The organism is Lactiplantibacillus mudanjiangensis, from assembly GCF_005405385.1.
In the GTDB taxonomy this organism is placed as follows: domain Bacteria; phylum Bacillota; class Bacilli; order Lactobacillales; family Lactobacillaceae; genus Lactiplantibacillus; species Lactiplantibacillus mudanjiangensis.
In genome coordinates, this window is sequence record NZ_BJDY01000002.1 from 568,380 (window position 1) to 594,508 (window position 26,129).

The 26,129-nt window shown below is 43.3% G+C and carries 21 protein-coding genes; 2 read left to right on the forward strand and 19 right to left on the reverse strand.

Annotated features, from left to right (window positions below; translation table 11 throughout):
- Positions 1-11: 11 nt before the first annotated feature.
- From dnaE to FFM84_RS03710, 5 genes are all read right to left on the reverse strand, one after another.
- A complete protein-coding gene (gene dnaE, locus FFM84_RS03690) occupies positions 12-3,365 on the reverse strand; it encodes a DNA polymerase III subunit alpha (protein ID WP_130843345.1) in 3,354 nt (1,117 codons plus the stop codon).
- Positions 3,366-3,496: 131 nt separating this feature from the next.
- Positions 3,497-6,097, reverse strand: a complete 2,601-nt coding sequence (gene clpB, locus FFM84_RS03695) for an ATP-dependent chaperone ClpB (RefSeq protein ID WP_130843890.1) — start codon at positions 6,095-6,097, stop codon at positions 3,497-3,499.
- A gap of 108 nt (positions 6,098-6,205) precedes the next feature.
- The gene (pepT, locus tag FFM84_RS03700; RefSeq protein ID WP_130843344.1) at positions 6,206-7,447 is read right to left on the reverse strand and encodes a peptidase T; all 1,242 of its coding nucleotides are present in this window, start codon (positions 7,445-7,447) and stop codon (positions 6,206-6,208) included.
- Positions 7,448-7,472: 25 nt separating this feature from the next.
- Positions 7,473-8,498 carry a Nif3-like dinuclear metal center hexameric protein gene (locus FFM84_RS03705; RefSeq protein ID WP_130843343.1) on the reverse strand — a complete coding sequence of 342 codons (1,026 nt, stop codon included), beginning with the start codon at positions 8,496-8,498 and terminating at the stop codon, positions 7,473-7,475.
- Positions 8,485-9,192, reverse strand: a complete 708-nt coding sequence (locus FFM84_RS03710; RefSeq protein ID WP_130843342.1) for a tRNA (adenine(22)-N(1))-methyltransferase — start codon at positions 9,190-9,192, stop codon at positions 8,485-8,487. Before FFM84_RS03710 ends, FFM84_RS03705 begins: the two co-directional genes overlap by 14 nt.
- A gap of 223 nt (positions 9,193-9,415) precedes the next feature.
- Between FFM84_RS03710 and FFM84_RS03715 the strand changes: the two genes are divergently transcribed.
- Entirely contained in the window at positions 9,416-10,606 is a 1,191-nt protein-coding gene (locus FFM84_RS03715) for an O-antigen ligase family protein (protein WP_130843341.1), read from the forward strand.
- 54 nt (positions 10,607-10,660) lie between these two features.
- On the opposite strand, the gene rpoD is transcribed toward FFM84_RS03715, so the two are convergent.
- The 11 genes from rpoD to rpsU form a co-directional block, all read right to left on the reverse strand.
- A complete protein-coding gene (rpoD, locus tag FFM84_RS03720; protein WP_130843340.1) occupies positions 10,661-11,764 on the reverse strand; it encodes an RNA polymerase sigma factor RpoD in 1,104 nt (367 codons plus the stop codon).
- Between the two features lie 12 nt (positions 11,765-11,776).
- The gene (dnaG, locus tag FFM84_RS03725; protein ID WP_130843339.1) at positions 11,777-13,681 is read right to left on the reverse strand and encodes a DNA primase; all 1,905 of its coding nucleotides are present in this window, start codon (positions 13,679-13,681) and stop codon (positions 11,777-11,779) included.
- 610 nt (positions 13,682-14,291) lie between these two features.
- Positions 14,292-16,376: a glycine--tRNA ligase subunit beta gene (glyS, locus tag FFM84_RS03730; RefSeq protein ID WP_130843338.1), complete on the reverse strand. Its 2,085-nt coding sequence runs from the start codon at positions 16,374-16,376 to the stop codon at positions 14,292-14,294.
- Positions 16,376-17,275, reverse strand: a complete 900-nt coding sequence (glyQ, locus tag FFM84_RS03735) for a glycine--tRNA ligase subunit alpha (RefSeq protein ID WP_130843337.1) — start codon at positions 17,273-17,275, stop codon at positions 16,376-16,378. The genes glyS and glyQ overlap by 1 nt, the downstream gene beginning before the upstream one ends.
- Before the next feature lie 308 nt (positions 17,276-17,583).
- Positions 17,584-18,372: a DNA repair protein RecO gene (gene recO, locus FFM84_RS03740; RefSeq protein ID WP_130843336.1), complete on the reverse strand. Its 789-nt coding sequence runs from the start codon at positions 18,370-18,372 to the stop codon at positions 17,584-17,586.
- Positions 18,373-18,389: 17 nt separating this feature from the next.
- Complete coding sequence (gene era, locus FFM84_RS03745; RefSeq protein ID WP_130843335.1) at positions 18,390-19,295, reverse strand: GTPase Era; 906 nt, start codon at positions 19,293-19,295, stop codon at positions 18,390-18,392.
- Between the two features lie 4 nt (positions 19,296-19,299).
- On the reverse strand, positions 19,300-19,722 hold the full coding sequence (locus tag FFM84_RS03750) for a diacylglycerol kinase family protein (RefSeq protein ID WP_130843889.1): 423 nt from the start codon (positions 19,720-19,722) through the stop codon (positions 19,300-19,302).
- Complete coding sequence (ybeY, locus tag FFM84_RS03755) at positions 19,706-20,185, reverse strand: rRNA maturation RNase YbeY (protein WP_130843334.1); 480 nt, start codon at positions 20,183-20,185, stop codon at positions 19,706-19,708. Before ybeY ends, FFM84_RS03750 begins: the two co-directional genes overlap by 17 nt.
- A gap of 12 nt (positions 20,186-20,197) precedes the next feature.
- A complete protein-coding gene (locus tag FFM84_RS03760) occupies positions 20,198-21,175 on the reverse strand; it encodes a PhoH family protein (protein ID WP_130843333.1) in 978 nt (325 codons plus the stop codon).
- Positions 21,176-21,372: 197 nt separating this feature from the next.
- Positions 21,373-21,816: a GatB/YqeY domain-containing protein gene (locus FFM84_RS03765; RefSeq protein ID WP_130843332.1), complete on the reverse strand. Its 444-nt coding sequence runs from the start codon at positions 21,814-21,816 to the stop codon at positions 21,373-21,375.
- A gap of 41 nt (positions 21,817-21,857) precedes the next feature.
- Complete coding sequence (rpsU, locus tag FFM84_RS03770; protein ID WP_003638914.1) at positions 21,858-22,046, reverse strand: 30S ribosomal protein S21; 189 nt, start codon at positions 22,044-22,046, stop codon at positions 21,858-21,860.
- 229 nt (positions 22,047-22,275) lie between these two features.
- Here rpsU and FFM84_RS03775 point away from each other — a divergent pair, with 229 nt between their 5' ends.
- Positions 22,276-23,094, forward strand: coding sequence for a pyruvate, water dikinase regulatory protein (locus tag FFM84_RS03775; protein ID WP_130843331.1), 819 nt, complete (start codon positions 22,276-22,278; stop codon positions 23,092-23,094).
- 77 nt (positions 23,095-23,171) lie between these two features.
- Here the strand turns inward: FFM84_RS03775 and FFM84_RS03780 are convergent, their stop codons facing one another.
- Genes FFM84_RS03780 through FFM84_RS03790 form a run of 3 tightly spaced genes read right to left on the reverse strand, consistent with a single transcriptional unit; the run spans position 23,172 to position 26,109 of the window.
- The gene (locus tag FFM84_RS03780) at positions 23,172-24,065 is read right to left on the reverse strand and encodes a deoxyribonuclease IV (RefSeq protein WP_130843330.1); all 894 of its coding nucleotides are present in this window, start codon (positions 24,063-24,065) and stop codon (positions 23,172-23,174) included.
- Between the two features lie 4 nt (positions 24,066-24,069).
- The gene (locus FFM84_RS03785) at positions 24,070-25,275 is read right to left on the reverse strand and encodes a CDP-glycerol glycerophosphotransferase family protein (protein ID WP_130843329.1); all 1,206 of its coding nucleotides are present in this window, start codon (positions 25,273-25,275) and stop codon (positions 24,070-24,072) included.
- A 15-nt stretch (positions 25,276-25,290) separates the two neighbouring features.
- The gene (locus FFM84_RS03790) at positions 25,291-26,109 is read right to left on the reverse strand and encodes an ABC transporter permease (protein ID WP_130843328.1); all 819 of its coding nucleotides are present in this window, start codon (positions 26,107-26,109) and stop codon (positions 25,291-25,293) included.
- Positions 26,110-26,129: the final 20 nt, after the last annotated feature.

Sequence of the window (26,129 nt, forward strand, 5' to 3'; positions counted from 1 at the left end):
ACGCTGTCACATCAAGGGTTTTCGCTTTTCATGACGACGTTATCCCGACCTATCAAGGTTGTAAGCGCTCCAATCATTTTTGCATTATCACTTACCCAATACTGTGAATTTAGTTCAACGGTCTTATGTGCAGCCGCTGAATAAATCAAAACCGGATTTGGCCCTGGGAATTGACGCAACGTCTGTAGAATGTTTTTCTGCACTTGCGCGTCTGTTTGTGCTGCTGACAAGCGTAAAAATAATTTTCCAGTAGGCGCTGGAAAACTTTCAGCCAATTGCCATTGATCAACAATCACTTGTAAATTCCGTTGTTGTTCCACTTTACCGCTAATTAATACGATGGTTTCTGGTTTCACACTGGCTTGAATGTGCTGATAAGTTTGCGGAAAAATGGTTAAATCAATTTCACCGGACAGATCACTCCCCGTGGCGAATGCCATCGGTTGTCCCTTTTTGGTTCGAATCACCCGAATCTTGGTAATATAGACCAATATTTTAGTCCGTTGCTCAACGTTGAGCGCACTAATTAGGGTCGTCCGTTGCTGCTGTGCTAACCAGCGATAGGACTCAACCGGATGACCAGAAACATAAGCTCCTAAAACCTCAGCTTCTTTAGCTAATCGCTCACCTAAAGGTAACTCTGGCTGTTTTTTAATCTTAGGGGCTAACGAAGCAAACAAGCTCATACTATTTCCGGCTAGTTCAGCACTAGACATGATCTCGGGTACACCGGTTAAGAGTTCCGATCGATTGAGACCAAAATGATCCAAAGCACCCGCATAAATCAACGCCGTCATCAATTCTGGTTTCAACCATTTAGGATCAAGTCGTTGCATAAATTGTTGTAAATTTTTAAAGGCGCCGTTAGCTTGACGTTCATCAAGAACACTCTTAATAAAGTCACGCCGTAAACCTTTAATTGAACTCAACCCAAACGTAATCGCCTGGCCGTCCCAATCAAAATACATGCCACTACGATTAATATCAGGCGCAATAATTTTGACTTGATGTTGTTTTGCTTCAGCCAAATATTGCTTCAATTTGGTGCCATTACCTAAAATGGAATTCATTAATGACGTGAAAAATGCACCTGGATAATGCGCCTTCAAATATGCCAATTCAAACGCCATCTTGCTATACGCAACCGCATGTGAGCGATTAAACCCATAATTGGCAAACTGCTCGATATATTGATAAACCTGGGTGGCAACCGTGACGTCAAAGCCTTTGTCGGTCGCACCAGTGATGAACTTTTGTCGCATCTCATCGATGACCGCTTTTTTCTTCTTACTCATTGCCCGACGCAATAAATCGGCTTCACCCAAAGTAAAGCCCCCCATCACCGCTGCCACTTGCATAACTTGCTCTTGATAAACCAAGATACCATATGTTGGTCCTAAAATCGGTGCCAACGCAGCATCGGGGTAACTAACCGCTTCTTGTCCTTGTTTTCGGGCAATAAAGTGATCAATATTTTCCATGGGTCCCGGACGGTACAATGCGTTAACGGCCGCAACTAATTCAAAATTATCAGGATGTAGCCGCCGCAACACATTCCGAATCCCGGCTGATTCAAATTGGAACACACCGGTGGTATCTCCCGCTTGAAATAGGCTCAACGTTGTTGGATCATTCAAGTCAACTTGATCAATCGCCAACGTTTGGCCTGTTTGCCGCGTGACATAATGCAACGCACTTGCTAATAAAGATAAATTTCGCAAGCCTAAGAAGTCCATTTTCAACAAACCAACCGCTTCGACCGTATCTTTGGTATACTGCGTCATCATCATCGTTTCGCTACCTGCTTGTAATGGCACAATGTTAATCAATGGCGCTTGACTCAATACGACCCCGGCCGCATGCGTTGAATAATGTCGCGGCAACCCTTCAAGCCGTTTAGCCGTTTGAAATAACAATTGATTCTTACTCGAATCGGCGACTAAATTCTGCAACCGTTGTGAGCCCTGATAAGCTTGTTCCAACGTGATGTGCAACTGATTAGGAATGGCAGCACTCCAATCGCTCATCTCAAAGGTTGACATACCAAACACTCGACCAACATCCCGCAACGCCTGCTTAGCCGCTAGGGTCCCAAAAGTGACAATTTGTGCCACCCGATCATGTCCATATTTATCATGAACATAAGTTAGTACTTGCTCACGCCGATTATCGGGAATATCCAAATCAATATCCGGCATATTCGCCCGTTTGGCATTCAAAAATCGTTCAAACAACAGCCCATACTGGAGTGGATCAACGTCTGTGATTCGTAACACATAGGCCACTAGTGACCCAGCGGCTGAACCACGACCAGGACCGGTCATAATATCGGCCTGATGTGCATAATTCATCACATCCCACACAATTAAAAAGTAATCATCGAACCCCATTTGGTCAATAACGGTTAACTCGCGATCAAGCCGATCTCGGTAGGACTGGGTATCAACATCAGCTGATAACGCCGCTAAACGTTGTTGCAAGCCTTGCTCACATAATTGACGCAAGTATTGATTGGCTGGCTGTTGATCAGGCGTTGGAAACTTAGGTAATTGTGGTTTTTGAAACTGTAGCTCAACTTGACAATGAGCTGCAATTGTCGCTGTTGCGGTCACGGCAGCGGTCAAATCCAAGTCCTGATAACGAGCCATAAACGCTTCTGGTGACCGTAAAAAGTGCCCGCCAGTGACATCGCGTAAAGCTTCTGGTTGATCAATTTGTTGCCCGTTATCAATGGCACGCAGGACTGAAACCGCAAAATAATCCGTTGGCGCCATGTAATCAACCGGATCTAACGCCACAACCGGCACAGCAACTTGTTGCGCGAATGATACTAATGTCGATCTTAATGCTGGCGCTTGGTCTAATGACACCCCCAGATATAGGCTATTAGGATCGGTCGCTTGTTGTAAGTGATGAACCCATTCAGTCGCACGTTGCGGCTGATCTTGCGTCAATAGCGTGATTAATTCACTGTCTTTAGCCGTGGTTAACACCATCAGATGAGCTAGGTCGGGGGTCACTCGATCTAATGTTAAAGGATCATCTTTAGTAGCTGTTTGTTTTAAGGTCGTTAGGCGCATCAAGGCTTGATAACCCGCCCAGTCTTTCGCTAACAAGACCAAACTAAATTCACGTTCTGGCGATTGTTCACTTGCTAATTTGAGTGTCAGCCCTAAAATCGGTGTGATGTCAGCCTGCCGACAAGCATTATAAAAGTCAACAATGCCATACATAACATCGATATCCGTTAACGCTAAAGCTGAATAGCCTTGCTGCTTGGCCTGTTGAACAAGATCTGCTATCGTGCTCGTACTTTGCAACAAGCTAAAAGTACTGATAACTTGTAATGGGACATAGGCCATCAGCGTTCACTCCTTTCAAATTTATTATTGGTTTCATTATACCAAACGGCTGTTCGAAACAACATTAATTCACTAGTTAAGTCACAAAAAGCCTCGATTCAAGGACATTTTCCATTGAATCGAGGCTCATTTCATTAAGCTGGTGTTGCTTGATTTTCAAAAACTAACTGATTATCGATTAAATTAATTTCAACCACTGATTGTGGCACCACCCGTCCAGCAATGATTTCTTTTGCCAACGGTGTTTCCACGTAATTCGTGATATAGCGCCGCAATGGCCGGGCCCCATACGCTGGTTCATAGCCTTGTTGGGCAATCCAGTGCTTCGCGGCATCGGAAATTTTTAACGTAATCTCACGATCTTGTAACCGAGCTGATAGTCGATCAATCAACTTCACGACAATTTGTTCAATGGCCGCCAATTGTAATGGTGTGAACATGATAATATCATCAATTCGGTTCAAAAATTCTGGTTTGAAACGACTTTGAACCAGTTGCATGACTTGTTGATGAGTCTCATCACTCAAGTGGCCTTGATCGTCCATCCCAGCCAATAACAATTCAGAACCCAAATTAGAGGTCATGATCAAAATTGTATTTTTGAAATCAACCGTGCGCCCTTGACCATCCGTCAAGCGACCATCGTCTAACACTTGTAATAAAATATTAAAAACATCCGGATGCGCTTTTTCGATTTCATCAAATAATACGATCGAATACGGATTCCGACGAACGGCTTCCGTTAATTGGCCACCTTCTTCGTAACCAATATACCCAGGCGCTGCCCCAACTAACCGCGAAACAGATTCTTTTTCCATATATTCACTCATATCGATTCGAACCATATGATCATCGGCATCAAATAAGTTTTCTGCTAAGGCTTTAGCCAGTTCAGTTTTCCCGACCCCAGTTGGCCCTAGGAACATGAATGAGCCGAGTGGTCGATTAGGATCTTGTAAACCAGCACGAGACCGCAAAACAGCATCGGCTACCGCGTTAACAGCTTGATCTTGGCCCACAACACGTTCGTGCAAATTATCAGCCAAATGCAACAGTTTTTCACGTTCACCGGCCACCAATTTATTCACAGGAATCCCGGTCATCCGTGAAACGACATTAGCAACTTGATCGGCAGTCACTGATTCTTCAACGAGCCAGTCATCGTGATGATCATTGGCTTCCATTTGTTTCAGTTCAGCTTCCAACTTGGGAATGGTCCCATGTTGTAATTTAGCTGCCGTCTCAAGATCGTATTTACTTTCGGCATTTTCCAAATCATGCTTGGCTTTGTCTAACGCCGATTTCTTATCACTTAACGCTTGTAAACTCTTCTTCTCGCTGTCCCAACGTTCAGCCAAGGTACGTTGCTTTTCCTTCGCACTGGCTAACTCTTGTTGTAAATCAGCTAAACGCTTAACCGAAGCATCGTCAGTTTCAGTTTTAAGCGCAGCTTCTTCAACTTCTAACCGCATCAATTGCCGGTTAACTTGATCAAGTTCAGTTGGATTCGAATTCATTTCCACTCGAATTTCAGCCGACGCTTCATCGACCAAGTCCAACGCCTTATCTGGTAAGAAATGATCAGTAATGTAACGATCTGATAACTTAGCTGCGGCAACCAGGGCGTTGTCATGAATTCGTACGCCATGATGAATTTCAAAGCGTTCTTTTAGCCCCCGCAAAATACTGATCGTATCATCAACGGACGGTTCAGCCACCAAGACCCGTTGGAATCGACGTTCAAGTGCTTTGTCCTTTTCCAAATATTGACGATATTCATCTAACGTCGTGGCCCCAATCAAATGGAGTTCGCCACGAGCCAACATCGGCTTGAGTAAGTTACCGGCATCCATACTGCCTTCGGTTTTACCAGCACCAACAATATTATGAATTTCATCGATAAACATAATAATCTGGCCGTCGCTCTTTTTAATTTCTTTGAGGACTGCTTTAAGTCGTTCTTCAAATTCCCCACGATATTTAGCCCCAGCAATCAAAGCCCCCATATCGAGTGAAAAAATTGTTTTATTTTTAAGATTTTCTGGCACATCGCCCCGAACGATCCGTTGAGCTAAGCCTTCAACAATCGCTGTTTTCCCAACACCGGGTTCACCGATTAAGACCGGATTATTTTTGGTTTTCCGTGATAAGATGCGAATCACATCAAGAATTTCTTCATCACGACCAATGACTGGATCTTGATTCCCTTGACGAGCCGCTTTAACCAAATCAACGCCGTATTTTTCTAAGGCTTGGTATTGATCTTCTTGGTTACGTGACACCACGCGTTGACCACCACGAATGCGGTCAACCGCATTTTTAATTTGACCAGCCGTCGTCCCATGTTGTTGTAAGTATTTTGTTAACTGATCACCAGTTTGATCCATTAAGGCCAACACAATGGTATCCGTGGCTAAATACTCATCACCCAGATCTTGCCGTTTTTGATCAGCCGTTTGCATTAAACTAGCTAAACTGCTGCTAAAACTTTGACCATACTGCACATTAGCACCGCTAACCGTGCTAATATCATCGAGTTCCCGGTCCAATTCGGTTTGGAGTTGATCCAAATCCGTGCCGGCTTCACTAAAGATCTGCCGAACTAATTCACCAGGTTGCGTTAAAAACTTAAATAGATGTGGCACACCAATTTCTTGATGGTGCCGCGTTTGGGCAATTTGTTGTGCCTGTGCCAAGGCTTGTTGTAAACTTTCCGTAAATTGTTCTGGATTCATCGCAATTCCTCCCCAAAATGGTAGCAAAAAGGCAGCTTTGTCAGCTGCCAAGTTTTGTTTGACCTTCATTGACCATTACATTATATAACGAATCAATCGGTTTGCCTACTATTTTGCTTCTTTGACGTTATCCGTGGCAATTTGAAGCACCACATCAACGGCGCGTGCCATAATTTGTTCTGAAACAAATTCAAAACGACCATGCATGTTTTCGCCACCAGCAAACAAGTTAGGGGTTGGCAAGCCCATGAAGGAAATCTTAGAACCATCAGTGCCACCCCGAACTGGGAAGATTAATGGTTCAATGTCCAATTCATGCATCGCTTTTTCAGCCAATTCAACGACTGACATATCTTTTTCTAAGACTTCGCGCATATTGTAATATTGATCTTTCATATCGACGTGTACCCGTTCAACATCATAACGCGCATTGATCGCATCAGCAGCTGCTTGGAACGTCTTTTTACGATCTTCAAATTTAGCCCGATCATGATCACGAATAATGTAAACTAATTTTGCACTATCGACAGTGCCATCTAAGTTTAACAAGTGATAGAACCCTTCACGACCACTGGTTTCAGCCGGATTTTCATGAGCTGGTAAGGCACTTTGAAAGTCAACGGCCAATTGCAACGCATTAATCATAACGCCGGTCGCTTCACCAGGATGCACATCGACTCCATCAATCGTCACAACGGCTTGAGCCGCGTTGAAGGTTTCATATTCCAATTCACCTAAAGGCCCACCATCAACGGTATAAGCCCAATCAGCACCAAAGGCCGGCACGTTAAAGTGATCAGCTCCCGTCCCGATTTCTTCATCAGGGCCAAAGGCTAAACGAAGCTTACCATGCTTGATTTCAGGATGAGCCAATAAGTATTCGGCCGCACTAATGATTTCCGCTACCCCGGCTTTGTCATCGGCACCAAGTAACGTGGTCCCATCAGTGGTAATTAACGTATGCCCCGCATAGTTCTTTAAGTTACTAAAAACTTTAGGATCTAGTTCAAAACCACTTTGACCAAGTTTGATGATTGACTGACCGTCATAGTTTTCAACGATTTGTGGCTTAATATTTTCACTATTAAAGTCAGCGGTATCAATATGGGAAATAAAGCCCAACGTTTTAACGGGAGCATCCGTCGTTGCTGGTACCGTCGCAAACACATAAGCGCTTTGGGCGTCTTGTTCAACATCACTTAACCCTAGCTCAGTTAATTTGGTCATTAACTTTTGCAAAAATTCAGTTTCACGTGGTGATGACGGAATGGTCGTTGATGCCTCATCGGAACGACTGTTTTGTTTTACAAACCCTAAAAAATCAGAAATTAAGTGTGGATATTTTGCCATGAGAATCATCCTCCAAAATTAAGTTTTAAATAAAGGTAAACGGATCCGTATTTAATTGGGACGCAACTACTGATAATGACCACTGATTTTCAGCTTGCCATTTTTTAAACAAGCGCGTTAATTGTGGTTTACAAATGCTTTCAATATGGTGACCAGGATCAATGACTGAAATTCCCGCTGCCAACATGTCATGACCTGTATGGTAGTAAACATCGCCAGTGACATAAACTTGGGCGCCTTGTTGTTGGGCAGTTTGATAAAATTTACCCCCATCACCACCAAGTACCGCCACTCGCTGAATGAGTTGATCGGGTTGATTACTGATTAAGCGTAACCCATCAACATGAAAGGCCGCCTTACAAGCTAGCGCAAAATTTTGCACCGTCATTGGTTTGACTAAATCACCGATGCGACCCATCGCGTATTGTTTACCACCGGTTAACAATGGTGTCACTTGATAATCCCAATTATCAACCCCCACCAAGCCCGTAATGGCCGTCACTGCCGCTGACAAATCAGCTTTCAATAAATCAACGCTGAATTGTTCACCAGAATTTAACGCATAGCGATCAACTTGGGCCTGATGCTGGCTAACCAAACATTCTTGGACCATTTCAGCTTGAGCTGCTGGTACAGTAACCGTCAATTTGACTGCCGGTTCGCGGTAGCCAGGCACTAACCCAGTTACATGTTGCAGTTGCAGGGCTTGGGCTAACCAATCATTCATGCCACCTTCAGCGCAATCCAAGTTTGTATGCGCTGCGTAGACCAAGATATGATGTGCTGCAATTTTGCCATACATCGCTTTTTGAGGTTCTTGATAATCTAAGTTATCTGCTGGCCGAAACATGACTGGATGATGCGCAAAAATCATATCCGCCCCAACCGCAATCGCTTCATCGACAACTTCTGGTCGTACATCCAGGGTCACTAAGACTTTATGAATTTCTTGTTGCGGATCACCAATTTGTAATCCCGTTGGATCATGATGCCATTTCAACTTCAATGGTGCAAATTCTTCAAATCGGGCAATTAATTCACTTGCCAGCATCTTCCAAGACTCCTTTGATTAAAGTAATTTTAGCCTGTGCCGCGGCTAAATGTGCCGTCGGTTCAACTTTAGCTTGTTGCATTTGTTGAACTGCTTGCTGGGCACGAGCTAATTCATGTTGCCATTTGGCGATAAAAACCGGCGACTTTTCGGCTAATAAGAATGGCCCAAATAACGTTTCAGCAGGCGAATACGTTACCGGGGTTGTCGCCCGATCGGCCACTAAGATTTCATACGTATGGCCATCTTCAGCTAAGATCCGTTCATCAACCAACTCAAAGCCATTTTGACTCAACCACTCACGGACCGTTGCCGCACCAACATTTGGTTGCAAGATTAGCCGCTTGACACCAACTAATTGCGCCGGGCCTTGCGTCAAAATCTGTCGAATCAATGGGCCACCCATCCCAGCAATCGTAATCGTATCGATATGATCATCTGGCTCAATGGCGGCCAATCCATCGGCTAACCGTGGGTGCACAAGTTCTGATAAGGCTAATTTCTGAATTTCATGATGGGCATTTTCATAGGGGCCACGAACCACTTCGCCTGCTACCGCGTAACTAATTTGCTTTTTTAACGCCAAATGCGCGGGTAAATAGGCATGGTCCGACCCAATATCTGCGATTCGGGCGCCAGATGGCACAAACGCCCCCACTGTCGCTAATCGTTTTGATAACTGTTTGGCATCCACCGACATAACCCCTTTAATAAATTATAGTTAATCTCTGCTTTTATTTTAACATGCACACACCAGGATTAACGATTTACAACTAATAATTTATGATTTTATTGCGGTTAAAAACATAAATTCTGCTGAAGACAACTAAGATTTCATTAACATCCGGTTAACCCACCAACGAACATGGCATAATAAAACAATGGCTAAAAATTAGACAGAAAGCTTGCGTTCACTTATGTTAAAGAAATCGACCTTAACTGCCCCACAATTCTTGCTAGGGCTCAAGCTCTTGGCCATCTTACCGCCGGTTGGCATCGGCTGGTTAATTTATTTAAGTCGCTGGCAATGGCTACGACTATTTCGGCATCCCAAGAATATTTGGCATGACCAAATGCTTTTATTTATTTTATTATTACTCGGCATTACCGGGCTCAATTTGAATCATCACGATTATCGTAGTGTCTTGCTCTCGGCCATGATGTTAATCGTCCTAATGAACTTGTGGTTGCTATGTCGGCAATCGGCTCATTTGATTACCTTAGCCCAAATTCGCCAGTTCATTATTCAGTTTGGCGTGTACATCACCATCAGTGGCAATCTCTTCCAATGGCTCAATCAGTGGATTACCTTACCAAACTGGGTGAAATTTTTAGTGGGTGACCTCTTATGGGGCTACGCGGCTAATCAAGATCGGCTCTTTGGTTCTGCTTACAATCCCAATGATGCCTGTTTTTTGTTACTCATCGCGTTAGGCCTTAGTTTGGCGCAGTTCAAGACACCGACCGCCCTAGATCGGCTCACTTCTCGACAGCGCCTCTTGAATTGGCTAACAGTCGGCTTGTTGATGTTAGGCATTTACCAGACACAGTCGCGTACCGGACTCATCTTGATGGTTATTCTCGTCTTATGGACCAGCTATCATTTAAACTGGCGCTACGGACTACTGACAACCGGGATTGTCGGCCTAATCAGTGCCCTGGCTTTAAACTGGTTACCACGTAGCTATTCCTGGGAAACTGGCTTAACGTCACGATTGACCATTTGGAAAAATAGTTTAGCACTCTTCAAAGATGCACCGTGGTTAGGTGTAACTTATTTTGGTTTCGCGCCACAATACTTAAAATTAACTGGAACTTACGTGCCTCATGCCCATGATATTTTGATCATGTTACTAGCGTCATTCGGGCTACTTGGCGGCCTCGGATTTTTGGCATTAGTTATCGCTAACGGCTGGGCATTCACCAAGCATTGGCGTCGACCAACATTGCCCAACTTACGTTACTTCGGCATGACCCTGCCGATTATCTTAGCTTATGGCTTAACGGATTTCGTTTTGTCTTCTTTACAAGTCTTAATCATTGTTTTAATTCTCGTGGCATACTGGCGCTATGAGCAACAGCACCCTAGTTTCTCAACCACAATTTGACACAAAAAGGACCGCGACTACCTTCATCGGTAATCGCGGCCTTTTTGCGTGATGCTATTCCAAGAAATCTTTTAATTGTTTACTGCGTGATGGGTGGCGTAACTTCCGCAACGCCTTGGCTTCGATTTGACGAATCCGTTCCCGAGTTACACCGAAGACTTTCCCAACTTCTTCCAAAGTCCGGGTCCGGCCATCATCCAAACCGAAACGTAACCGTAAGACGTTTTCTTCCCGATCCGTTAAGGTATCAAGGACGCCTTCCAATTGTTCCTTCAATAATTCATAAGCTGCTGCATCGGCTGGTGAGGTCGCATCTTGGTCTTCAATGAAGTCACCCAAATGCGAATCATCTTCTTCACCGATTGGGGTTTCCAATGAAACAGGTTCTTGCGCAATCTTCAAGATTTCACGAACCTTTTCCGTTGGCATATCCATTTCAGCCCCGATTTCTTCCGGTGTTGGTTCCCGGCCTAAATCTTGCAACAATTGCCGTTGAATCCGGATTAACTTGTTAATCGTTTCAACCATGTGCACAGGAATCCGAATCGTCCGTGCTTGGTCAGCAATGGCCCGCGTAATCGCTTGACGAATCCACCAAGTGGCATACGTTGAGAACTTAAACCCTTTACGGTAATCAAACTTTTCGACGGCCTTCATCAAGCCCATGTTTCCTTCTTGAATTAAATCCAAGAATTGCATGCCCCGACCAACGTACCGTTTAGCAATTGAAACAACCAACCGCAAGTTAGCTTCTGCTAATTCTTGTTTGGCTTCTTCGTCGCCTTGTTCGATCCGTAAGGCTAACGCAACTTCTTCATCAGCGGTTAACAAGTCAACCCGACCAATTTCTTTCAAGTACATCCGGACTGGATCATTAATCTTAATCCCAGTCGCAGAACCAGCACTCTTTAATTCAGATTTAGTGACCGTTTTAACACTCTTAACGGCCCGCGCATCAGGATCACCGTTTTCATCGACGACACTAATCCCAGCATCTTCCACCTTTTGTAATAACTTATCAATGGCCGTTGCATCTAATTTATAAGGTGCAGCCAATTTATCTGACAAGTCATCATACTTAATGCTACCCGTTTTCTTGAATTCTTTGATAAAAGCTTTAACAGCTTTGTCATAATCCGTGGTTGTTGATTTTGCCATGAAGTGGACCTCCTATAAGCTATTCGCTTGTTTAACTTGTTGTTGTTGACGATATAATTCAATTAATTCCAACGTCAATTGTTGGACTAAATCCTGATTACCTAATTGTTTAGCGGCAGTGAGTTCAGTCTGCTTACGACTGATCTGTTCCGCCACAGGATGCTGATTCATAATGACATTAACTAAATCCGCAATTTCTTCAGTTGACGTTTCAGTCGCAATATCTTTGAATTCTAAACTAGTCACCACTTGTTTTAAACGGCTATCGGTCATAAAATCCGTGAAACTCGCGAGGTCAAATTGACGATGATTATCAAAATAAGCTTCAGCCTCCGTCAACACGTTTTGATAGTCATCATGAACGAAATGAAAATCAGCTAACGCCATCACCCGTAACCAGACATCGTGATCGTGCAATAATCGGAACAAGAGTAATTGCTCCGCTCGCTCGACACGACTCAATGGCACATTATTGATCTGCTGCGATTGTTGTTGCGGTGTCGCGACCGCCTCATCTAACTCCGGCGGCGGTGGCGTTAAACCGGTCGCTTCTGGCGGCAAACTTGGTGCCGCCTGGGTTGGTTTCCGATGAACGGTTTGACTCCCAACCACTGAACGCAATTGTTGCCGCAAATCAGCTTTATCCAAGCCAAATTCTTGGACCAATTGATTGAGATATAAATCCTGCTCAACTGGTGACGACAATTGTGCCAGCTGTTTCAACACAGCTTCTAGATAAGTTAATTGATCTTGTGTATTTTGTAAATTTAAATCACGACGTAAATACCGCATCTCAAAAGCCGTGGGTGTTTGTTTGCCATTGTCAAAGACTTGGACAAACTTTTCTTTCCCCGCAGCACGTAAGTACTCATCGGGGTCCATTCCATCAGGCATCTGAACGACACCTAATTTTAACCGACTTTGCGATCCCAGTAATTTTAAAGCGCGATCGGTCGCTTTTTGACCAGGCATGTCACTGTCATAACAAATATACAGCTGATCGGTGACCCGTTCTAACATGTAGATCTGCTCATTGGTTAAACTGGTCCCCATCGAGGCGACTCCGTTTTGAATGCCGGCACGGTAAGCCGCAATGACATCCATGAACCCTTCAAACAAAATGACTTGCTTGCGTTGACGAATCACCCCGCGCGCTAAATCAAAGTTAAAGAGCACTGATCGTTTATTGAACAACTTGGTTTCCGGACTGTTCAGATACTTAGGTTCATCAGGTGATTTCGTTAAAATCCGCCCTGAAAACGCGATAACGCGTCCACTGGCATCTTTAATCGGAAATAAGACCCGATCTACAAACCGATCACGCAACTCACCAGCCTGATTTTCGATAAACAATCCTGACTGTCGTAACAATTGATAGTCCGTCTTATGGGCCTTAAAAAAATCGAGTAATAATTGATTTTTCGGCGCATAACCAATACCAAACGTTGCGATGGTTTCATCATCTAAGCCCCGCTCATGTAAATAAGCTAACGCCGGTTCACCTAATTCGGTATTCACCAAAATATGTTGATACATCTTGGCACTATCGGCATAGAGACTTAACAGATCGCTTTGTAATTGATCTTTAGGTTGGGCAGACTTAGCTTGCGCCGTATAAGTTGCCGGTAAATCAATGTGACCAAAATCAGCCACTTTGGCAACGGCTTCCGGAAAACTAAGATTTTCCAGTTCCATGATAAATGAAAAGACGTTACCACCGCGACCACAACTAAAACAATGAAAAATCTGTTTCGGTTCATTCACCGAAAATGAGGGTGTCCGTTCTTCATGGAACGGACATAACCCGAATAAGTTCTTGCCGGCTTTTTTCAGCTGGACGTATTGACCGATAAAATCCGCAATATTCACTGATGAGCGAACTTCATCGACCTTTTCTTCGGGAATCAAACTGGCCACTCTGCCACCCCATTTCTGACATTTAGCGCCAACAAAATCACAAAAATCCGCCAAGCATTGAAAAGCCGCATCACAAAAATGAGATGCGACTATTAACGTGCGAATTTCTACAAAATATAGCTTACCACAAGGTTGACAGGTCTGCAACAATAAGTTTCGCTTATTAAACACTTTGGCAATTTATGTCTTGATAATTAAAGGTTGAAAGCTAAATATGACCGTAGCAGTCAATCAATATGACTAAATTAGCCATTTATGCTAGTCCGCGATTCTGTCCTGACTCCGGTCGTATTACGAGCACAAATCGACCTAGTGATCACTAATATAACCGAGTGATCACTAATATAACCGAGTGAGCTCACATTGAGCCCAGCCGTGGGAACTCTTAGCGATTTTATCGCTTAGAGTTCGGCGCTTTTAAAACGCGGTGTTGGCGGTTTAAAACAACGGTTCAGACCGCTCTTTGGCTGAACCGGTCCTTCCCACAGCGTTCCGGCCCAATGTGGGCGAACGGAGAGGTGGCAAATTGGTCTACCTTTAAATCATAGCAAAAAAGAACAAGGCAACTCACCCTAGTGAGACCTTGTTCTTCATTATAAGACGTTTTACCCTATTTCACGATTAATTGGTTCAAGTCACCCATGACGTTGATCATCCGCGCAATAATTAATAATTGCGTCAAATGATTGTCACGGATTTTTTCGTCTTCACTCATAACCATCGTTTGTTCGAAATAATCCACGATCAATGGCCGTAACCCCGCCAAAGCTTGGAAACGATCGCCCATGCTCATCGCTGGGGTAACCGTGGTCTTCAATTTTTCAACGGCATCATACAAACGTTGTTCCGCATCATTTTCAAATAAAGCTGGGTCAACTTGTAAGTCCGCAATATCATGATCTGCTTTAGCCGTAATCCGAAGTAAACGCGTGAATGCTTCAATCGTTTCCCGGAATTCAGGATCGTCTTGATGCTTATTCAAGACATCGGCTGCTTTGAACATTTCGCGGATATCTTGACGACTACCTTTAATAACCGTGTCAACAATATCATAACGTAATTGATGGTTGCTGAACCATTGCTTAACCCGATCCGTTAAGAAGTCGGCTACCGATTGCGTTTGTTCGCCGAAATCTAAGTCAAAGGTGGCATCATGGGCCACTAATTCAGCTTGGATCGCTTGTTCGAGTTCTTTAATTGGGAAGTCCCAACCTTGATCACGGACAATCCGAACGATCCCAAAGGCTTGACGACGCAAGGCAAATGGATCATTAGACCCACTAGGAGTTAACCCAACAGCGAAGAAACTAGTGATAGAATCAATCTTATCAGCTAAAGCCAAAACAGCGCCAACTTTTGATTTTGGCAGATCACCATCAGCACTGGTCGGCATGTAATGTTCCCGAATAGCTTGAGCTACAGCTGGGTTTTCACCCTTCAAGACGGCATACTTTTCACCCATTACCCCTTGTAATTCAGGGAATTCGCCAACCATCCCAGTCACGAGGTCAAATTTATAAATTTGAGCAGCTCGGTGAACTTGGTTAATTTCGGTTTCGCTCAAGCCAAAGTGCTTGGCTAAAAAGTCGCCGATAACCATGACCCGTTGCATCTTTTCATACATCGTCCCGATCTTGTCATGGAAACTAACCTTCTTCAAACGTTCCACGTATTCTTGGATCGAATGTTGTTGGTCTTCATGATAGAAGAAAGCAGCGTCTTCCAAACGCGCCGTTAAGACCTTTTGATTTCCTAACGCGACATTTTGCAGATGTTCTGTGTTCCCATTACGAACCGAAACAAAGTGTGGCAACAAGTTGTCATCAGCATCGGTCACATAGAAGAACCGTTGATGGTCACGCATTGACGTAATTAACACTTCATCAGGAATTGGCAAATACTTCGTGTCGAAATCACCGGCAAAAGCGGTTGGATATTCAACTAAGTTGTTAACTTCTTCCAACAAGTCTTCGTTAACCACAATATGCCAATCATGATCTTTAGCTAACGTGGCGATTTGTTCGCGAATCTTGGCCTTCCGTTTGTCGGCATCGGCAATGACAAAAACGTCCGCTAAAGTGGTTTCATAGTCAGCGGCTTGCTTGATTTCTACATCATGGCCCAAGAAACGATGACCACGACTCACACGACCAGCTGCCACATCCAAAATTTGAATTGGGACAATTTCATCATCTAATAATGAAACCATCCAACGAATAGGCCGAATATACTTGAAGCTAAACGTTGACCATTTCATCATGGTTGGGAAGTTCATCTTGGTGATGACCGCCTTAATCCCATCTGCTAAGACATCCTTAGCGGCTTTACCAGCCGTGAAGGTTTGAACGAAGACATATGGCGTGCCCTTAATTTCTTTAAAGACAATATCATCGGTTGAAGCGCCTTGGCCTTTAGAAAACCCAATCGCAGCCTTAGTCCAGTTACCATCAGCGTCTTGGGCGATTTTTTTAGCTGGTCCACGAACTTCTTTTTTCACATCCGCTTGTTTGTCGGCTAACCCTTCAATTTGAATTGCTAAGCGCCGCGGCGTTGAAAATAAATTAATTTGATCAAAATCTAACCGTTGTTCTTTTAAAAACGCGGTAACACGTTCCTTTAATTGCAAAATGCTAGGCGTTACGACATGCGCTGGCATTTCTTCTAAACCAATTTCAAGTAAATAAGTTTTAGCCATTATTCTGCCGCCTCCTGTGCATGTTTAAGTAATGGGAAGCCCCGTTTTTCACGTTGCGCCACAAATTCTTTGGCAATGGACTTGGCCATGTTCCGAATCCGGTCTAAGTAACCGGCCCGTTCCGTCACAGAAACCATCCCACGTGCATCCATCAAGTTAAAGGTATGGCTACACTTCAAGCAATAGTCATAGGCTGGATGAACCAACCCCGCCTTAATTTGGCGTTTGGCTTCTTTTTCATATTCATCGAATAACATCAACAGCAAGTCTTCGTTGCTTTCTTCAAAGGCATAAGTTGAGTTTTCAAATTCTGGTTCCAAGAAGATATCGCCATATTTGACGCCATCGCCCCATTCAAGATCGAAGACAGAATTGACATCTTGAATATAAGATGACAACCGTTCCAACCCATAAGTAATTTCAGACGTGACAGGATCAACTTCAAGACCCCCAACTTGTTGGAAGTAAGTGAATTGACTGATTTCCATCCCATCAAGCCAAACTTCCCAACCAACACCGGCACAACCCATTGATGGGTTTTCCCAGTTGTCTTCAACGAAACGAATATCATGTTCTAACGGATTAATCCCTAATTTTTCCAAACTTTGTAAGTACAAGTCTTGGATGTTTTCAGGTGAAGGCTTCATCACGACTTGGAATTGATGATGTTGATATAACCGGTTTGGATTTTCACCGTACCGACCATCCGCTGGCCGCCGTGATGGTTCAACATAGGCCGCATTCCATGGTTCGGGACCAATTGCACGTAAGAAGGTGTAAGGACTCATTGTCCCGGCCCCTTTTTCCGTATCGTAAGATTGCATTAACATACAACCTTGATCTGACCAAAATTCTTGCAAGGTTAAGATAATCTCTTGCACTGATAACTTTTTGCTCATTGTTTTCCTCCCAAAAATTAGTGACTGAATCCAGGTTAACCGCACAAAAAAAGTCCCCTGCCGTTTCACAAAAAACGACATAGGGACGATTGATTTCGCGGTTCCACCCTACTTCTGAGGAAACCCTCAGCAGCTTGATTAATTGGTAAAAAGCTCCGAGAGCGCCAATCACGTCGTTAACTTAACCATTTCTCACCACCATGGTCTCACTTAAAGTCGTTCAACGTCACTTTCTCTCATCAACACTTAACTATTCAGTTCTTCATCATCATAGCCGACTGTCTGCACTTTGTCAATGCACCACACCGCTAATCATCTTGTGATCTTGGTTGCAGCGGTTGGTACCAACTGCCCATCTGATCAATAAACCGTTTAGCCTTTAAATGCAACCCGACCGAATTATCATAAATCGTGTCCAGAATATGCCGCAACTGTTTAGCTGTGGTTGGCTTCACGTTAATCGAATGCACCTTAGCTAAATCCAGTACTGAAAAACGCCGCAAATAAAATAGCGCAGCTTGACTGGCATGTAGTCGATGCGGATCTAAGTGCCAATGCTGCTGACACAACAAGCCCCCATAACTTTCAGAATAGTCAAATGGCAAGTCTTGTCGACCACACACCGTGCACCATCGTAATTCTGGTGCGACCCCGAAGACACCCAATAATTGAATCTCAACGACATTGGTCACTAATGCCGGCGCCACATGCTGATCAATCAACTGTAAAGCGCTCGTGATCTGTTGAAACCACTGACCAACGGGTTGATTATCTGGGTAAGCCACATCGATTAAACTCATGATATAAGTTGCATACGCATTCAGCTCAATATCCTGACTGATCTGTTCAAAATATTGTACAGTTTTCACACTATTAATATATGACAACCCTTGATCACGTAAGTCGCCAACGTACTCGCCCATGGTAAACGGCAACAGTTCCGCCGCCATTTTAAAACCACGTTTACGAGCACCGCGAATAAAAAACATTTTTTTACCATATTCCGCAGTTAAAAATTTAATCAACATATCGCGTTCACGATAGTCACGGCGATACAATAAAATACCATTAAAATTGGTGACGAGTTGTTGAGCCATGTTATCACCTAATGTTTCTAATAATCATCTTGCCGGTAACCATAACTGGCTAATAAGTTTTCCCGGTCTTTCCAGTTTTCTTGCACTTTAACCCATAATTCCAAGTAAACCTTATCTCCAAGGAGCCGTTCAATATCACGTCGTGCTAGAGAACCGATCTTCTTGAGCATACTCCCACCTTTACCAATGATGATCCCTTTTTGTGAGGAACGTTCAATGATAATTGTGGCTTGGATATGCACTTTTTCTTCGTCTTGACGCTTGATGGAATCAATAACCACCGCCGTTGAATGTGGCACTTCCTGACGCGTTAATTCCAACACTTTTTCCCGAATCAATTCAGAAATAACAAATCGTTCTGGATGATCAGTAATTTGATCAGATGGATAGTATTGTGGACCTTCTGGTAATTTACCCTTTAAGGTTGCTAATAATTCGTCAACATTATTACCCTCCAAGGCCGAAATAGGGTAAACTTCCGTCCAAGGTAAAGCATCCTTATACTGATCCATAATTTCCAATAAATGATCAGGATGAACTTGGTCAATTTTGTTAATAACCAAGTAAATTGGCTTTTTAACACTCTTTAACCGATCAATAATGAAATTATCACCGGCACCACGCCGTTCGTCCGCATTGATCATGAACAAGACGGCGTCAACTTCACCTAAAGTTGATAATGCTGATTTGACCATGAAATCGCCTAAACGACTATGGGGCTTGTGAATCCCAGGAGTGTCGATGAAGACCATTTGAGTGTCTTTAGTCGTATAAATCCCTTGAATTCGGTTTCGAGTCGTTTGGGCCTTATCTGACATGATGGCCACTTTTTGACCCACAATTCGATTTAATAACGTTGATTTACCGACATTTGGTCGTCCAATAATGGCGACGAAGCCGGAATGAAATGCTGTGTTTTCCATAAATCTATCCTTTCGTTGTCCAAGCTAAGACGAGCGGCCAAAGCTTGGGAACAAATAAAATTAAGCCAACAATGACGGCAAACGCTGCCGCAAAGACCACCGCACCGGCCGCAATATCTTTGACCTTTTTTGCTAACGGATGGTAATGTGGTCCGGTTACTAAGTCACAGATGTTTTCTGCAATGGTATTGTTAATCTCACATAACATAACCAAAAAGATCGCCAGGCACAGCCATAACCAGTCACTTGTGGTTAAATGAACAGCCCATCCGATCAGCAGCGCAACCGCACCTAAGACCAAATGAGTTTGCATATTACGCTCTTCTTTAACAACCGTCTTCAGCCCGTTCCAAGCGTGCTGCCAAGATTGCCAAAACGAGTGGTTTTTATCAATCTGCGGCGGTTTGGGGCTATTTTTCGAGGCCATAGTCATCTAAAATCTTCCTTTGTAACTGGAACATGGTTTTTTCATCCGCTGGTTGTAAGTGATCATACCCATTTAAATGAAGAAAACCATGGACCACTAAATAACCAAGTTCGCGTTCCGGTGAATGCTGTAAAAAGGCGGCTTGTTCCGCCACCTTATCCACTGAAATCATGATATCGCCTAAATTTAGTGGCATTTCAGCCGCCATTTCCGGATCCATCACAATTAAATCATCGTCATCATCATCGTGCATCGCAAAACTAATCACATCAGTTGGGCGGTCAACACCACGATACTGTTCATTGATTTTTTGAATATCGTCATTATTCATCAGTGTCACTGAAACTTCGGTATCATCTTTGAGTTTAAGCTCTTTACCGGCTGCCGCAATGAGGTCTTGCACTAATTGTAACTCACCGGTTGTCGCACCATCTTTGGTTTGATCGTATAATTCTAAATCCATTGTGTCCTCCGTCTAGCCTTGTTCGACTGCTTCATACGCGGTAATAATCTTAGCAACGACTGGATTTCTAACCACGTCATCTGCTGTAAACTTAACAAACGCAATGTTAGTCACATGACTTAAGATTTGTTCCGCTTGAATCAACCCACTTTTAGTATGATGGGGTAAATCAATTTGCGAAATATCACCATTAACAATCATTTTAGCGCCAAAACCGAGCCGAGTTAAAAACATCTTCATTTGCGCATTCGTCGTATTTTGCGCTTCATCTAAGATAACAAACGCATGATCTAACGTCCGCCCACGCATATAAGCTAGCGGCGCAATCTCAATGACACCGCGATCCATCAACCGTTGGGTATGTTCAGCCCCGTAGATATCATATAAGGCATCGTAAATTGGCCGTAAATAAGGATCAACCTTTTCTTTTAAATCACCTGGTAAGAAGCCCAAACTTTCTCCGGCTTCAACCGCTGGCCGCGTTAGAATGATCTTTTCAACATCGCCACGTTTTAACGCTGCAATGGCCATCACCACGGCTAAATATGTTTTCCCAGTCCCAGCGGGGCCAATCCCAAACGTGATGTCGCTTTTGGCAACTGCTTGAACGTACTGCCGTTGACCAAAGTTTTTGACCCGGATTGGTCGGCCACGATTATCTTTAATTAACGTTTCTGCATATAAATCTTGAAAATAGTCTAAAGTGCCGCGATTGACCATTTTAATCGCACTAATCACATCAGGCGCACCAATTTGGATGTCTTGTTGGATCAAATGCGCTAAATTGTCTAACACAGCTTGAGTGTTATGAACTGCCGCTTCGTCATCGCCACTAATGGTAATTTGATCACCAAATACGTGCAGATTAACGTGCAATCCGTCTTCTAGCATCGCAATATATTGGTCTTCTGGACCAAGTAACGCCACTGATTGAGCCGGATTCGCAATTAAAAACTTTTGTTCATATTTTGAGTTTTCGGTCAAAAACATGGACTCCTTTATTAACAGATTTATGACGCATCACCGCAGTAATGCGCCCCGTTTATCCGACCACTGATTGCTAGTCGCTAAACGGGTTTAATGTTAACTAATCATAGCATAAAACCCCCACCGCGACCAGCTTTGCGCCCAACGACGTTTTAAAATTTGGTCACAAAAAAACCAGAGCACGAGGCTCTGGTTAACTGTTAATTCAATAATGATTTAACTGTTTGGTTGATAAGCTTGCCATCAGCTTGACCTTTAAGTTTTGGCATAACTGCACCCATCACTTTACCGAAGTCACCTTTACCGGTCGCTCCGACTTGTTCAATCGTTGCTGCCACAATTTGTTTGACTTCATCGTCAGACAATTGTTTTGGCATATACGTTTCAACAATCGCAATTTCAGCTTTTACCCCAGCTACTAGATCGTCCCGATGACCGTTTTCAAATTCGGTCAATGATTCACGACGCTGCTTCAATTCACGTGAAACCACGCTCACTTCTTCAGTTTCAGTTAAATCATGACCGGCATTGATTTGTTCGTTCATCAAGGCTGATTTAAGCATTCGAATGACGCTTAAGCGTTGCTTATCGCGTGCTTTCATCGCAGCTTTAAGATCACCATTGAGTGTATCAACTAAACTCATTGGTTGCCCTCCTTCATTTCAAGTGACTTAGTTTACACTAATTACTTGAAACGACGACGGTTCTTACGCTTACGAGCGGCTTCTGATTTTAACTTCTTCTTCACACTTGGTTTTTCGTAGAATTCCCGTTTGCGGTATTCTTGTAAAGTACCACTTTTTGAAACGGTACGTTTAAAGCGACGAAGAGCATCATCAAGAGATTCGTTTTTACGAACGACTGTTTTTGCCATTAAAATTCCCTCCCTCCGAGCTTAAAAAGTAACCGTCAAACTATGCATACTTACATAATACAACTGTTCTAGTAAATTATACATAAATAGAAAAACCACGTCAACAAAAGTTTTACGTTAATTTGAATTATTATGCCAAATCCTTAGTTTAACGTGAATAAATCGTTTTCATAAATCAGGCGCTATGCTACACTATAGTCACTATTGATACTGAAATGAGGTTGTTAACATGCAAGCCATTAAAATTTTCATTTTATCCGATTCTGTCGGTGAAACGGCCCACGCAGTTGCGCAAGCCGGCGCGGCCCAATTTTCTGATTTAGATATTACTTATCAACGCTTTCCATTCGTTCGGACTGCATCATTATTACAGTCGATTCTCACCCAAGCGTTAAAAGAACACGCCACAATTTACTATACTTTTGTTGATCGTCACTTAAGTCAAACCGTGACCACCTTCTGTCGTGAACACGATCTGCCTTACAATGACGTCATGACACCGACACTGGACTTATTCTCAGGGATCACACATGAGCAGCCTGCTAACAAGCCAGGTAAAATGCATGATCTGAATACCAACTACTTTGATCGCATCAATGCGATTGAGTTCGCAGTCACTTATGATGATGGCAAGAATCCCACTGGCTTCTTAGATGCCGATGTCGTCTTATTAGGAGTTTCTCGGACCTCGAAGACCCCATTATCACTCTACTTGGCTAATCGCAACTTAAAGGTGGCTAATTTACCATTAGTCCCTAAAGCGCAAATTCCAGATGAGATTTGGCGGGTTGACCCGAAAAAGATCTTCGGGTTAACTAACGATCCGGAACAATTGAATACCATTCGGCGTCAACGCATGATCCAATATGGCTTAAATCCAGATACGATGTATTCCAATACGGATGAAATCAAAGCCGAATTGGAATACGCCAACGAAATTTTCAAGAAGATCGGTTGTCTGGTTATTAACGTCGCCAACAAATCAATTGAAGAAACTGCCACACTCATTACTGAAAGCTTAGGTTATAACGAACCCGCACATCATTAATATAGAGATAATAGCAGTAGTTAAAAATACCAGCTTACCCACTTTTGTTTTGTGAGTAAACTGGTATTTTTAACTTATCATTGATTCTCAACATCAGCAACTAAGTTGGGATTGAATTTTCCCGCCTTGAGCATCGCCAATTCATAGCGGTACGGCGCAAATTGATGTTTTTTGTCTTCCCCAATATAAGGCGTTTCCAAAATCTTACTAATATCAGCCAATTGCGGATGATGCGCCACATAATTCAAGGTGTCAAAACCAATCGTTCCCAATCCTAGATTGGTATGGCGATCCTTATGGGCCCCTTGTGGATTTTTAGAATCATTCAGATGCACCACTTTTAACCGATCTAACCCAATCACATGGTCAAATTCATTGAGGACCCCGTCAAAATCATCTTTAATCGCATAACCCGCATCACTTGTATGACACGTATCAAAGGTCACAGATAATTTTTCATTGTAAGTCACACCATCAATCATAGCGGCTAACTCTTCAAAGGTTCGGCCGACCTCGGTTCCTTTACCCGCCATCGTTTCCAAGGCGATCTGAATCTTTTGGTCTGGCCGAATCACTTCATTTAAGCCTTTCACGATTTGTGCAATTGCTGCCGGCGCTCCAGCCCCGACATGGGCCCCTGGGTGTAAGGTCAATTGTGTGGCCCCCACCGCTTCGGCTCGTTCAATTTCGTGAGCTAAAAACTCAGTGGCAAAATCAAAATAACCCGGTTTCGTCGTATTGCCAAGATTCACAATATATGGTGCATGTACGACGATCTGACTTAAGTCGTGAGCTTCCATAAAGGCTTTTCCAGCTGGAATATTCAGTTCATCAATTGGCTTACGCTTCGTATTTTGCGGCGCACCCGTATAAATCATGAACGTATTAGCCCCATAACTGGCAGCTTCCTCCGCTGACCCCAATAGCATCTTCGGTGCCTTCATCGACACATGTGATCCAATTCGTAACATCGGCTTACCCCTCAATTCCAATTTGGTTTAAAACTTTCTCACTGGCATGACCATCTTCCCAACCGCAGAAGCGTTCATAAAAGGCCTCAGTCGCTTCGGTTGGTGTCCACTGACCAGCAGTATAAGCATCAAGCGCTTGATACAACGCAGTGGCGGTCGTCACTAACGGCCCTGGTAATTCTGTTTCATAATCAAAATAAAACCCTCGTAATTGATCACGATAATGTTCCAAATCATAAGCGTAAAACAGTTGTGGTCGTTTTAAATTGGCAAAATCAAACATCACTGACGAATAATCTGTAATCATTAAATCACTAATCAAATAGAGCATCGTGATATCGTCATCTGCCAAGATTTTAACGCGATCTTCAAAACCCGTAATATCAATCTGATCTTTCACTAAATAGTGTGGTCGTAAGACTAAAATGGTATCTGGGGCCACATGTTGAAAAAATGTGGCCAAATCAAATGGCAATTTAAAGTTATAGCGACCGACATATTGAAAGTCATCATCACGCCAAGTTGGCGCATACAAGATCACCTGTTGTGGTTGACGACCCAGCAACTGTTGTTTTAAATCAGCAATTTCAGTTGCGGTTGCATTATACAACCGATCATTACGCGGATACCCCGTATCCAGCCACTGATGATTAAACCCAAAGGCTTGCGTGAAAATATCATGGGAATATTGATTAGGTGCAATCAAATAATCCCATCGATGCGCTTCATCTAAAAACTTTTGATGATACGTTTGCGTATCAGTCCCCGGAATTTCAACGGCCGCAATATCCAACCCCAAATGTTTTAAAGGCGTCCCATGCCATGTCTGCACATAGGTTGTCTGATCATTTTTACGCCACCACCGCGGCATCCGTGAATTAAAAATCCAAAAATTCGCGCGAGCCATGACCCAAACCCACTTTAAATGAAACCGTTTGACCAGTTGCATATCTGGATATTTAGCATGCAACGTGGCATATAACCGCGGTTTGACGTTAAAATAACAATCCGACGCATACTCCGGATGCTGTCGCAATAAGGCCTGATATAAGGCCATTGGATTATCGTTAATATCGTTGCCATTAAAACTCTCAAACACGAAGCTGTGTTTTTTTATTGGTAATAAAATGAACCCATCGTTTAACACGATGAGTCCACCCCGGATGAGAATCTTAATTGCCATCTTTAAACGATGTTTAAGACTAGCCATTAAGTTACCCCTTTTTTATATTAAATCAACAAATCGTGATCGGAACTTATAGTGTAAGTGTGAACCTACTAACAAGACTAATAGGACAAAACTCCAGAAAATCAAAGTTAGTAATGGCCGACTCCACATGTAGGAATCACTGCTTTGGTGGAACATCGATTGCCGGAAGCCGGAGATGATATACCAAAACGGATTCAATTCTAATATTCGCACAAACGGTGCTGGAAAGCCAGTCGTTTGGAAGTTGAATAAGACCCCGGATAAGTAAAATAGCATCCGCATCATAGATTGTAACAAGATTTGCCAGTCACGCACTAACACCGAAACGGTGGAGTTAAACGTGCTCAAGGCAAACATCAAGCACATCATCGCGAAGAAATAATAGATCCATTGTAGCCAGGCAAGGGCCGGATAAATCCCATTGAAGAAGCCCAAGGCGATTGAGAAGACCAGCATCGTCCAGAAAGAATTCAAGTTACCGACAATTCGAATCGATGGTAACACTGACACTGGAAACTTCATTTTAGAAACCATACCAACCCGTTGGTAAATGGCTTTAGAACCATCAAGAATGGCCCGGTTCATGAAGAACCAAGGGGTAATCCCGATGACCATCCACATCAAGTAGGATACACCGTCAAGATCGCTCCCTTTTTTGAAGCCACCACTAAAGACGATCCAATAAATCCCAATTTGAATTAACGGATATAAATATTCCCAAGCTAATCCCAAATAATGGCTTTGATAACTAGCTTGATCTTCATAATTCGAAATCCGCCAGATAATCCCCATATTTTGGAACTGCTCTTTAATAATCGTTACGACCTCTTTCAAGGCTTAGCCACTTCCTATCT